The organism is Rhodococcus sp. BP-261 (genome assembly GCF_019835205.1).
Lineage (GTDB): Bacteria > Actinomycetota > Actinomycetes > Mycobacteriales > Mycobacteriaceae > Rhodococcoides > Rhodococcoides kyotonensis_B.
On the sequence record NZ_JABUCO010000003.1, the window covers coordinates 48,430 to 60,073 of the forward strand.

Below are 11,644 nucleotides of genomic sequence, written 5' to 3' on the forward strand. Positions count from 1 at the left end.
GAGCTGCTTCTCTCGTTACTCGCCGGTGGTGACGGACCGCACAATCCTGATCGCATCCGGTAGTGCCGACAGCAGCGGACTCGCCGAGATGGGGGCGGCGAACTCGCCGTCGACCCCATGGGCGGCCGTCGCCGCGGCGAGAGCGTGCACCCGCGCGCCGCATGCCGCGGCCGTCGACGGGGTCATGCCCGACGCCAGCAGCGCGCCCAGAATGCCGGACAGCACATCTCCCGAGCCGGCCGTCGACGCAGCCGACCCACCCGCGTCGTTGACGTAGGTGTTGCCGTCGGGATCCGCGATGACGGTCGCCCTGCCCTTGAGCAGCACGGTCACACCCCATTCGGCAGCCAACGCGCGAACCGGGGCGACGCGGTCGGGGCCGGGCGCCTGTCCCGTGAGCCGCTCGAACTCACCTGCATGCGGGGTCAGCAGCGTCGGCGCCGTCCGGGCCCTCACGAGCTCGGGGTTCGACGCCAGGACGGTCAGCCCGTCGGCATCGACGACGACGGGGAGATCGGTGGCCAGGATGGTCGTGAGCCACTGCGTGGAGACGTCGTCGGTGCCGAAGCCAGGCCCGACCGCCCAGGCCTGCACGCGGCCACTGCTCTGTGGGTCGGACGCGGCGATGACTTCCGGGTAGTGCGACACGACCTCTGCCGCAGCACTTCCCACGTATCGGACCATGCCCGACGTCGCCGCGACGGCCGCGCCCGTGCACAGCAATGCCGCGCCCGGATAGCGATCGCTACCCGCCGACACTCCGACGACGCCCTGGGTGTACTTGTCGTCCGTCGCTCTCGGAATGGGCCACAGGGCACCGACGTCCGCGGGCTCGAACGCGGACAGATACGGATCCGGCAAATCCAGGCCGATGTCGACGAGTTCGACTCTGCCGCAATACGGTACGGCCAGCACGTGCGCGGGCTTGCGCGCGCCGAACGCCACCGTGACCGCAGCGCGCACGGCCGGGCCGTCGACACTGCCGGTCTCCGGGTCGACGCCGCTCGGGATGTCGGCGGCGACGATCGGTGCGTCGAGGGCGGATACGAGTGCGTCGGCGTCGGGACGCAGCGGACCCTTGCCGGAGATTCCGACGATGGCGTCGACCACGAGGTCCGGCTGACCGGGAGACTCGACGACCTTGCCGCCCGCTCTCCGGAATGCGGCGAGGCCCTCGGCATGCGCGCGATCCGGCTTCAGCAGAACGGCTTTCACCGCGACGCCGCGTTGTCGCAGCATCGCACCGGCCCACAAACCGTCGCCGCCGTTGTCTCCCGATCCGACGAGCACGCAGACCTCACGGCCGACGACGCCGCCCGTCCGGGCGAGCAGTTCGCCGACCACGACGTTCGTCAGGCCGTATGCGGCGCGGCGCATCAACGCCCCGGGCGGGCCCGCCTCGAGCAGCGGTCGTTCGGCGTCGCGGACCTGGTCCGGTGTGTAGTAGCCCCGCATGGTCGTCCTTTCGGGCGGCTGCGCCACCCGTGCGCGGATAGTCGGCCCAGAGTCCGACCATCCGCGCACCGGCGCCGCAGGCGCATCACTCGACGGTGACGGATTTCGCCAGGTTGCGCGGCTTGTCGACGTCGTACCCGCGTGCCTGCGCCACCTCGGCGGCGAACGCCTGCAACGGAACGGTCGACAGCAACGGCTGCAGCAGCGTGGGTGCCGCCGGGATCTCGATGAGGTGGTCGGCGAACGGACGCACGGCCTCGTCGCCTTCCTCCGCGATGACGATGGTCAGAGCGCCACGTGCCTGGACCTCGCGGATGTTCGACAGCAGCTTCGAATGCAACACCGCGCGGCCCTTGGGCGACGGCATCACGACGATGACCGGGACGCCGTCCTCGATCAGCGCGATCGGACCGTGCTTGAGCTCGCCTGCGGCGAATCCCTCCGCGTGCATGTACGCGAGTTCCTTGAGCTTCAAGGCGCCCTCCAACGCGACCGGGTACCCGACGTGCCGTCCCAGGAACAGGATGGTCGACGTGTGTGCCAGCTCGCGGGCCAGAGCGCGGATCGGCTCGACGGTGTCGAGCACCCGTTGCACCAGCTTCGGCATCGCCTCGAGGTCGGCGTACTCGCGAGCCACCTCGTCGGGGTACTTCGTGCCGCGGGCCTGCGCCAACGCGAGTCCGACGACGTAGTTCGCGGTCACCTGGGCGAGGAACGCCTTGGTCGACGCGACGCCGATCTCCGGACCGGTCCGCGTGTAGACGACGGCGTCGGCCTCACGCGGAATCTGCGAGCCGTTGGTGTTGCAGACCGCGAGGACGCGCGCGTTCTGTTCCTTCGCGTGCCGGACGGCTTCGAGAGTGTCCGCGGTCTCACCCGACTGCGAGATCGCGACGACCAGAGTCGACCGGTCCAGAACCGGGTCGCGGTAGCGGAACTCGCTGGCCAGTTCGACCTCGACGGGAAGACGCGTCCAGTGTTCGATCGCGTACTTGGCGAGCAGGCCCGAGTGGTACGAGCTGCCGCACGCGACGACGAAGACCTTGTCCACGTCGCGGAGCTCCTGTTCCGACAACCGCTGCTCGTCGAGCACGATGCGCCGGTCCTCGAAGTGGCCGAGCAGTGTGTCGCCGACCGCAGCGGGCTGCTCCTGGATCTCCTTCAGCATGAAGTAGTCGTAGCCGCCCTTCTCCGCGGCCGCGAGGTCCCAATCGATGTGGAACGGGCGTCCCGACGCCTCGTTGCCGTCGAAATCGGAGATCTCGTAGCCGTCCGAAGTGATGACGACGACCTGGTCCTGCCCGAGCTCGACCGCGTCGCGCGTGTGCTCGATGAACGCCGCGACATCCGATCCGATGAACGTCTCGCCGTCACCGACGCCGACGACCAGCGGCGTCGAACGACGTGCCGCGACGATCGTGTCCGCGTGATCGGAATGCGTGAACACCAGCGTGAACGCGCCTTCGAGTCGGCGCAGCACCGCCTTGGCGCTCGCGACGAAGTCACCGGCCGTCGGACCGCTCGCGTACGCCAGCGACACGAGGTGAACGGCCACCTCGGTGTCGGTGTCGCTCTTGAACTCGACGCCCTCGGCTTCGAGTTCGGCCCGCAGCGGACCGAAGTTCTCGATGATGCCGTTGTGGACGACCGCCACCGAGCCGGAGACGTCCCGGTGCGGGTGGGCGTTGCGATCGGTAGGACGACCGTGCGTCGCCCACCGAGTGTGGCCCATACCCGTCGTCCCGACGAACTTCTCGGTTCCGACCTCGTCGAGCTCGGCCTCCAGATTGGCGAGTCGGCCCGCCTTGCGCTCGATGGCGGTGTTGCCCTGACCGTCGAGGATCGCAATGCCTGCGGAGTCGTACCCCCGGTATTCCATACGCCGAAGCGCCTCGACAACGACCCCGAGAGCGGGGCGATGGCCGACGTATCCCACGATTCCGCACATGGTGGTTCAGGCTACCCGCGCCGGAACCGTCAACCCGAATCCGTTCGTCGTGGGTCACTTTCTCGCCACTCGTCGGCGGCGCTCACCCCCACACTTCCGGCTATCCGATAGCGTCTACTTCCGTGGCGACATCCAGCAAGCTCGCAGCACAGTTGACCAAGCGCGGCCCGCACAAGGTGCTCCGCGGTGATCTCGCGCTCGCCGGACAACCCGGTGTCGTCTACACCCCCGCCGAGGGCTACAACCTCCCTGCCGTCGCGTTCGGCCACGGCTGGATGCTCGGTGCAGCTCGCTACTCGGACACGTTGAAACACCTCGCGTCCTGGGGCATCGTCGCCGCGGCACCGGACACCGAGCGCGGCCCGATGCCGTCGCACCGCGGGCTGGCAGCCGACCTCGGCACCGTCCTCGACATCATGACCGGGGTGCGCTTGGGCACCGGAGACATCAGCGTGCACCCGGAGAAGTTGGCCGTCGCCGGACACGGCATGGGTGCCAGCGTCGCCGTCCTCGCGGCTGCAGCACGATCGGACGTCAAGGCCGTCGCCTCGCTCTTCCCGGCACCGAGCACCCCCAGTGCGGAAGAAGCCGCTGCCGGACTGACCGTTCCCGGTCTCGTGCTGGGCGACGCCGCCTTCACCGACTCGCTCGACGACAACACTCTCGCGCTCGCGGGCGCCTGGGGCGGACCGTCCGTGCTGCGCCGGATCGACAAGGCGTCGTCCGACGGCATCGTCGAAGGCAGGCGACTTCTCGCGCCCATCGGCGTCGGCGGCACCGAGAAGTCGACGGTCAAGAGCGTGCGTTCGCTCCTGACCGCGTTCCTCCTCTTCCACATCGCAGGCGAGAAGAAGTACGAGGAGTTGGCGGGAAGCGTGGAACTGAAGGGCAGCCGCGTCATCGACCCGCACGCGCCCATCGAAGAGCAGCCCAAGCCCAGTCCCCTGTCGGCTGCACGCGCCCTCATCGGTCGCTGATCAGACCAACCAGCCTGTCGACGGTTCGTCGGCCGCGGGCCGGGGAGCGACCCGGCGGGTATCCAGGTTCGCCGGGAGCAGGAACGATGGCTCCGATTCGTAGGCCGGTTCGATAGACGGCGGCTTGTCCGGCGGCGATCGTCTCGACGCGTTCTCCAGCCGTGTCGACGCTCTGCCCACCGCGTGTCGATGGGCTTCGCGAACGACGTCGAGTTTCGCCTGCCATTCGTTCACAGCGGACCTGCCTCGACGAGTCGTGCGCCCGATGAGCTGTCGGGTGGTGGTGATCCTGTGATCGATTCAGCCGGAACCGGCTCCGGCTCGGCAGGCTCCGGAGGGCAGTGCGCGACCGCTGGCGCGGGCTCGGAGTCCGGCTCGAGATACGGCGCCGGCGCCGCATCCGGCAGCGGGCTCGGCTGGGGTGCGACGGGTGTCCGGTCGACGACCGGCGCGGGCGGCTGCTGACCAGGTGCCGTTTCCGGTACGGGTGGAGTCACCTCCGGCGCGACGTCCTCGTCGAACATTTCGACGACGACGGGCAGACCCATCGGACCGATCCGCAACTCGAACCGCCTGCTCCCACCGTCGGGTGTGCCGAGATTCAAGGACAACGTGCCGTCGTGCGCCAACGCGACACGGGCGTGGTAGCCGTCGAGCTCGGCTTCGAGGTGCCCGCGTTCGGTGCCGTCACCGGGCAGCCCAGGAGGCGGCGGAGGGCCCGGCTGCGGGTTCGGTTCGAGAAGTGAATCATGTTGCGACGGTTCATCATCGGCGGATTCGGGTGATGTCTCCGGTCGTTCGACGGCGGGCGGTGCATCGCCGGACTGCCGGTCGTCGTCGAGTGGAGCCGCGTACTCCGACGGTGCGGCATGCTCGTGTTGCTGCCGGAAGTCGTCCAATGCAGCTCGTATCTGTTCGCCGATGTCGTCGGCGACCGTCGCGACGGCGGCCTCGACCACCGCAGCGAACTCGGCGAGACTCGGAATCCGTTCGAGCGACGGGGATTCGAGCGCACGGACGTCGGGCATCTGCGAACCGGATGGCGAAGGCTTGGACTCCGGAGACGGCAGCGTCGCAGCGGGCGTGGACGTGGGCGCCGAATCATGCTGCTGCACAGCACTTTTGTTCCCGCACGACGGAGCAGGCTCCACCGATGCAGGCCGCACGGGCGCGAACTGCGCATCCGGTGCCGTGGGGAAAGCCGATGCGTCCACCGCCTCGGCGGCCTGCGCGACGACCGCCAACGCGTCGCGCACCGCGGTGTCCGTGCCCGCGCAGAGGTCGACGAACGCGGCACACGTCTCGATCACACAGGTCGCGAACACGGACCCCAGCCAGTCGCGGCACAGTTCCTGCACCTGCCGAAGTGCGGCGTCGTCGAGTCGGTCCCGCTCGCCGACGTAGTCGGCGACCGCCGGGAGCCACCGCGTCAGCATCGGCACGTCCAGGTTGGCGACGATGCCGATGTTCGCGCCTGATCCGATCGTCGTCGTCCCGTACTTCACGATCGCGGCCACGGCCGACGCGGGAACTCCGTCGATCTGCGCGTCGTCGATCCGTCCGCACGTGTCCGCCTTGTCGCGAACGCTTGCGGCGATCACGTCGGCAGCGTCATGCATCGCCACCGACAACTGCCCCGCCGCGTCGACGCGATCGGCGGCGTTGCGCGCATCCTGGCGGGCATCCTCGACCGCAGCGACGCCGCCCTCACCGATCCACGACTGCCCGAGTGCCGATGCGAGGCGTTCCGACTCGTCGACGTGGCGCCGGGCCTCCACGACCATCCGACCGAGCGCATCTGCATCGGCCCGCAGCCTCGTGAGGTCCAGCCCTCGCTGCTGGTCGTAGCGAGCGCACAACTCCGGGTAGGTCCAGTCGGTCTCCTGGCCGAGCATCTCGAGCACGGGCAGGTTCCGCTCGAAGTACTGCAGACCGTGCGCGCCTGCGTCGAGAAGGTGGTCGACCGACATGCCCTGCACGGGCGAACTCACCGCGGTGCGCCGATCGATGCCGCACTCTCGACATCCGCGGCGCGATACGCGTCGACGCTCACCCGTAGCCGTCCGGCGTTCTCGTCCAGCGCCTCACCCCATCGACGAAACGCCGACGCGACCTGCTCGTACCCCGCGACGATGCGGACGGCCACATCACCGTAGCCGCGTCCCGCCGCCGCGCGGCCGAAGGCGAATCCGGATACCGAGTCCGCCAGAGCCGACACCGACCGCGCCGTGCCCTCGACCGTGGTCGCCACCTCGGTCACCGCGTCCACATCGAGTTCCATGCCGTGCCCCACTGGACCCACCCTCTCGCTCACCGTCTCTGTGAGGTTGGACGCATCCCCGGTGACACAGGTTCCACCCAGTCGGCTAACGTCCGACAAGAGAAACTCGGGTCACAGATAACGCTCACACCTGCGAGGAGTCCCATGCACATCGGAACGATGCTCAATTACTCGGGCGGTTTCACCGAAACCGTCGCCGAGGTTGCAGAACTCGAGAAGGCCGGGCTGGACATCATCTTCGTCCCCGAGGCCTACTCGTTCGACGCCGTGAGCCAGCTGGGCTTCCTGGCGGCGAAGACGTCGACGATCAAGATCGCGTCGGGCATCTTTCAGATCTACACACGGACGCCGTCGCTGACTGCCATGACGGCAGCAGGCCTCGACTACGTCTCGGACGGCCGTTTCGTGCTCGGCCTCGGAGCCTCCGGACCCCAGGTGGTCGAGGGATTCCACGGCGTCAAGTACGACGCCCCGATCGCTCGCACGCGCGAGGTCGTCGAGATCTGCCGCCAAGTGTGGCGTCGGGAGAAGGTCGAGCACCAAGGCAAGCACTATCAGATTCCGCTGCCCGCCGAGAAGGGCACCGGCCTCGGCAAACCACTCAAGCTCATCAATCACCCTGTGCGCGAACGCATTCCGGTGGTCATTGCAGCGCTGGGGCCGAAGAACGTCGAGCTGACTGCCGAGATCGCCGAAGGGTGGCAGCCGATCTTCTACTTCCCCGAGAAAGCCGATCAGGTCTGGGGAGACGCGCTGGCAGCCGGTCGAGCCAAGCGGGACGAGTCACTCGGTGACCTGCAGATCTTCGCCAGCCCGACGCTCGCCATCGGTGAGGACGCCGACAAGTACCTGCCGTGGGTCAAGCCGCACCTCGCGCTGTACATCGGCGGCATGGGCGCGAAGGGCAAGAACTTCTACAACGACCTCGCGCAGCGCTACGGGTACGAGGCCGAAGCCGAGACGATCCAGGATCTTTACCTGGCAGGCAAGAAGGAAGAGGCCGCCGCGGCGGTGCCGGACGAACTCGCGCGCGCGGTCAACCTCATCGGTCCCGAGAGCTTCGTGAAGGAGCGCGTCGCGGCGTTCGCCGAAGCAGGCGTGACGACCCTCAACGTCGCGCCGCTCGCGGAGAACACCGCGGGCCGCGTCGCGCAGCTGACTGCGCTCCGCGAGCTGACCGACTGACCCTCCGGCTCAGACCTGCCCGACCCGGTCCGCGAGATCCTGCGCGAGCCGGCGGGCCAGGTCGGGCTCGGAGGCTTCGACCATCACACGCACCAGCTGCTCGGTTCCGCTGGGACGCAACAGCACCCGACCGTTGTCCCCCAGCTGCCGTTCCACCTCGGCGACGCCGTCGACGACGATCTTCGACGACGCGACGGCGGCCTTGTCGGACACCTTCACGTTGATCAACACCTGCGGCAAGGTCTGCATCACCGACGCCAGATCGGCCAGCGTGCGTCCGGTCTGCGCCATCCGTGCCATCAACCGCAGCGCGGTCAGAATGCCGTCGCCGGTGGTGCCGAGCGCTGGAATCACGACGTGCCCGCTCTGCTCGCCGCCGAGCGAGAAGTTTCCCGCGCGCAGCTCTTCGAGAACGTAGCGGTCACCGACCGCGGCGGTGCGCAGGGCGATCCCGGCCTGACGCATCGCGATGTGCAGTCCGAGGTTGCTCATGACCGTGGCGACGAGCGTGTTCTCGGCGAGCTCGCCGGACTCCTTCATCGCGATCGCCAGCACCGCCATGATCGCGTCGCCGTCGACGACGGCACCCGACGCGTCGACGGCCAGGCAGCGGTCTGCGTCGCCGTCGTGGCCGATTCCGATGTCGGCTCCGTGCTTCACGACGGCGTTCTGCAGATCCTCGAGGTGGGTGGATCCGCACTCGTCGTTGATGTTGAGACCGTCGGGATCGGCATGGATGGCGACGACCGTCGCGCCCGCTGCCGAGTACACCGCAGGAGCAACCGACGATGCGGCGCCGTTCGCGCAGTCGACGACGACGGTCAGTCCGGCGAGGTCGTGGCCCACAGCGGTGCGCAGATGCTCGACGTACTTCTCGCCTGCATCGGCGTCGACGCGAACGCGGCCGATCGCGGCACCGGTCGGTGCGGGCAACTCGCCGTCACCCGTGATGAGCGACTCGATGCGGTTCTCGACGTCGTCCTCGAGCTTGTGTCCGCCGGAGGCGAAGATCTTGATGCCGTTGTCGGGCATCGGGTTGTGCGACGCCGAGATCATGACGCCGAGGGCCGCGTCGTACGAGGCCGTCAGGCACGCCACTGCGGGCGTCGGGAGCACGCCGACGTCGACGACGTCCACACCCGACGCGGTCAGACCGGCGATCACGGCGGCGGACAGCATCTCGCCGCTCGCACGGGGATCGCGGCCCACGACCGCGACCGGACGCGACCCGTTGCGTGGCGCCAACACCGTGGCCGCTGCCCGGGCGACCTTCACCGCCAACTCCGGAGTCAGCAACGCGTTGGCCAACCCTCGAACGCCATCGGTACCGAACAGTCGAGTCATACGCACCCGTCCCCCTTGCCGCAAAACGAAAGTGATCCATCGGTGAAAAGCCACGAGGGCAGGCATCCGGTCGTTGCCGGGCGCCTGCCCTCGCAGGTGGAACTGTAAGACGCGTCAGCGCTTGGAGTACTGCGACGCCTTGCGGGCCTTCTTCAGGCCGTACTTCTTGCGCTCGACGGCACGCGCGTCACGCGTCAGGAAGCCTGCGCTCTTGAGAGCGGGGCGATCCTCCGGGGTGACCTCGATGAGTGCACGCGAGATGGCCAGACGCAGTGCGCCTGCCTGTCCCGACGGGCCGCCACCGTGCAGCAGAGCGATGATGTCGAACGACTCGGTGCGGTCGACGAGAACCAGCGGAGCCTTGATGAGCTGCTGGTGGACCTTGTTCGGGAAGTAGTCCTCGAGGCTGCGGCCGTTCAGCGTGAAGCCACCGGCACCCGGCGCGAACCGGACACGAGCGACAGCTTCCTTACGACGACCGACGGTCTGAACCGGGCGGTCGAACACGATCGGAGCAGGCGCTGCAGCAGCGGCTTCGATCTCGGCGGTGACCTCGGGCTCTTCCACGGACACGAACTCGTCCGCAGCGATCTCGGCCTCGTTGACCTCGACCTCTGCCGGGTTTTCCTGCGACGTCACGTCATTTCCCTCCGGCGCCGTCACTGGGACACCTGCTTGATCTCGAACGGAACGGGCTGCTGCGCTGCGTGCGGGTGGTTCGGTCCCGCGTACACCTTCAGCTTGCTCGCGATGGCATTACCGAGCTTGTTCTTCGGGATCATGCCCTTGACGGCCTTCTCCACGAGACGATCGGGGTTGTTCTCCAACACCTGACGCGTCGAGCGCGACTTCAGACCGCCCGGGTGGCCGGAGTGGTGGTGGTGGAACTTGTCGTCGAGCTTGTTACCGCTGATGGCAACCTTCTCGGCGTTGATGATGACGACGAAGTCGCCACCGTCGACGTTGGGTGCGTACGTCGGCTTGTGCTTGCCGCGAAGCAGAGTCGCGGCCTGGACGGCAAGGCGTCCCAGCACGACGTCCGTCGCGTCGATCACATGCCACGCCCGGGTGGTGTCCCCGGCCTTCGGGCTGTATGTAGACACGTAAGAGTCCTGTCTTCATGATGTCGCTGCTGGCCACGGCGTGTTGATGAGCTCGGCGGCCAGTTGAGACCCGAGATCGAGAGCTCGTCCGCGCACGAATGCATGCGGCGAGCCCGTACACGCCAACGAAGGACGATACCGGCTTCGGCCGGCCCAGGTCAAAACGCCTCTTCGGCGTCGACCCCCGAGTCAGCGACGGCCGGTGCAGTCGATGCAGCGACGAGCCGTCACCAACGCCTCCAACCGGGCGTCCGAGATCGCCGAGCCACACCGTTCGCAGCGACCGTAGGTTCCGGCGTCGAGCCTCGCGGCGGCTGCGTCGAGCTCGCGCAATTCGTCTTCGGCGTCGCGCGCGAGGCCTGAGATCTTCGCGCGCTCGAAGGCGATGGTGGAGCCTTCGGGGTCGTGCTCGTCGTCGGCAGTGCTGAATTCCGACCCTGCGACGATCGCGGCGAACTGCTCACGCAGAGAAACCAGGCGCGCGGCAGTGGCGGCACGCACCTCGTCGATGCGATGCCGGGCGACGTCGGGGTCCATGACACCAGTGAACACCACGAAGGCCGGGCCCGACATCGTCATGACGTCGGCCCGGCCCGTGCAGGTGTCGCCGATCAGGCGAAGCGAGCCCGGTTGATCGCTTCCTGCTCGATCATCTTCTGGTTGCCCGCGGAGACGGCGCCGATGAGGCTCTGCAGGACCGTGTTGAGTTCGGCTTGAGCGGCGTTCCACTCGCCCTGGCGGACCTGGTACGCATCGGCGTCGGCGCCCTGCCACGTGGCGACGAGCGGCTGGATCGAGGACTTGATCTCGTCGAGTTTCTCGTTCAAAGACTGCCACTTGACCGTCATGCCGCTTGCCAGATCGGCGATCGAGCCGAAGTTGTATCTGATTTCGCCGTCCATGTGTCGGTTCCTCTTTCTCGGTTCGGTGCGTGGATGGGGTGACGGTCAGAGATTGAGGGTGCCGGCGACCGAGTTGATCGACGAGACGTTGTCCTGCTCGGACTGGTCGTACTCGACACCGGAAGTCTTGATGGCCTGGCTGATACCGGCCAGAGCGTTCTCCAGCTTGAAGGCGCTGGCATCCCAGTTGGTCATGACCTGGGCGAACGTCGTCGACGCCGCACCCTTCCAGATTCCCGACGCGGCCAGGTCGACATCGCCCCGAAGCGCTCTCAACTGCCCCGCGATCTGATCTCGCAGCCCGTCGACCTTCGCGGCGACGGCGAGCATGGTGTCGATATTTGCATCTGCCATGTCAACTCCTGATTCTTCGATGATGGGTTCTCGCGGTGGGTCCGCCGCAGCGATGGACGTGCGGGACGAAGCTGCCGGTATGTCCTACATCTGCT

The 11,644-nt window shown here is 67.8% G+C and carries 12 protein-coding genes; 2 read left to right on the forward strand and 10 right to left on the reverse strand.

Going from position 1 to position 11,644, the window contains the following annotated elements:
• Positions 1-15: 15 nt before the first annotated feature.
• Complete coding sequence (locus tag HQ354_RS04420; RefSeq protein ID WP_167677447.1) at positions 16-1,455, reverse strand: NAD(P)H-hydrate dehydratase; 1,440 nt, start codon at positions 1,453-1,455, stop codon at positions 16-18.
• 85 nt (positions 1,456-1,540) lie between these two features.
• A complete protein-coding gene (gene glmS / locus HQ354_RS04425; RefSeq protein WP_068432202.1) occupies positions 1,541-3,403 on the reverse strand; it encodes a glutamine--fructose-6-phosphate transaminase (isomerizing) in 1,863 nt (620 codons plus the stop codon).
• 122 nt (positions 3,404-3,525) lie between these two features.
• Here glmS and HQ354_RS04430 point away from each other — a divergent pair, with 122 nt between their 5' ends.
• Positions 3,526-4,380, forward strand: a complete 855-nt coding sequence (locus HQ354_RS04430) for a dienelactone hydrolase family protein (RefSeq protein ID WP_068432204.1) — start codon at positions 3,526-3,528, stop codon at positions 4,378-4,380.
• A gap of 230 nt (positions 4,381-4,610) precedes the next feature.
• Here the strand turns inward: HQ354_RS04430 and HQ354_RS04435 are convergent, their stop codons facing one another.
• Both HQ354_RS04435 and HQ354_RS04440 read right to left on the reverse strand, forming a co-directional pair.
• Positions 4,611-6,371 (reverse strand): hypothetical protein, encoded by a 1,761-nt coding sequence (locus HQ354_RS04435; RefSeq protein ID WP_068432210.1) that lies wholly within the window; start codon positions 6,369-6,371, stop codon positions 4,611-4,613.
• Complete coding sequence (locus tag HQ354_RS04440; RefSeq protein ID WP_068432212.1) at positions 6,368-6,661, reverse strand: hypothetical protein; 294 nt, start codon at positions 6,659-6,661, stop codon at positions 6,368-6,370. Before HQ354_RS04440 ends, HQ354_RS04435 begins: the two co-directional genes overlap by 4 nt.
• A 144-nt stretch (positions 6,662-6,805) precedes the next feature.
• Between HQ354_RS04440 and HQ354_RS04445 the strand changes: the two genes are divergently transcribed.
• On the forward strand, positions 6,806-7,846 hold the full coding sequence (locus HQ354_RS04445) for an LLM class F420-dependent oxidoreductase (protein ID WP_068432216.1): 1,041 nt from the start codon (positions 6,806-6,808) through the stop codon (positions 7,844-7,846).
• 9 nt (positions 7,847-7,855) lie between these two features.
• On the opposite strand, the gene glmM is transcribed toward HQ354_RS04445, so the two are convergent.
• The 6 genes from glmM to HQ354_RS04475 all read right to left on the reverse strand — a co-directional run bounded on the left by glmM (position 7,856) and on the right by HQ354_RS04475 (position 11,549).
• Positions 7,856-9,190 carry a phosphoglucosamine mutase gene (gene glmM / locus HQ354_RS04450; protein WP_068432219.1) on the reverse strand — a complete coding sequence of 445 codons (1,335 nt, stop codon included), beginning with the start codon at positions 9,188-9,190 and terminating at the stop codon, positions 7,856-7,858.
• A gap of 114 nt (positions 9,191-9,304) precedes the next feature.
• Complete coding sequence (gene rpsI, locus HQ354_RS04455; RefSeq protein WP_084424115.1) at positions 9,305-9,853, reverse strand: 30S ribosomal protein S9; 549 nt, start codon at positions 9,851-9,853, stop codon at positions 9,305-9,307.
• Positions 9,850-10,293 (reverse strand): 50S ribosomal protein L13, encoded by a 444-nt coding sequence (rplM, locus tag HQ354_RS04460; protein ID WP_068432222.1) that lies wholly within the window; start codon positions 10,291-10,293, stop codon positions 9,850-9,852. The genes rpsI and rplM overlap by 4 nt, the downstream gene beginning before the upstream one ends.
• A gap of 189 nt (positions 10,294-10,482) precedes the next feature.
• Positions 10,483-10,830 carry a TraR/DksA C4-type zinc finger protein gene (locus HQ354_RS04465; protein ID WP_068432477.1) on the reverse strand — a complete coding sequence of 116 codons (348 nt, stop codon included), beginning with the start codon at positions 10,828-10,830 and terminating at the stop codon, positions 10,483-10,485.
• 74 nt (positions 10,831-10,904) lie between these two features.
• On the reverse strand, positions 10,905-11,195 hold the full coding sequence (locus HQ354_RS04470; protein ID WP_068432225.1) for a WXG100 family type VII secretion target: 291 nt from the start codon (positions 11,193-11,195) through the stop codon (positions 10,905-10,907).
• Between the two features lie 45 nt (positions 11,196-11,240).
• Complete coding sequence (locus HQ354_RS04475; protein ID WP_068432228.1) at positions 11,241-11,549, reverse strand: WXG100 family type VII secretion target; 309 nt, start codon at positions 11,547-11,549, stop codon at positions 11,241-11,243.
• Positions 11,550-11,644: the final 95 nt, after the last annotated feature.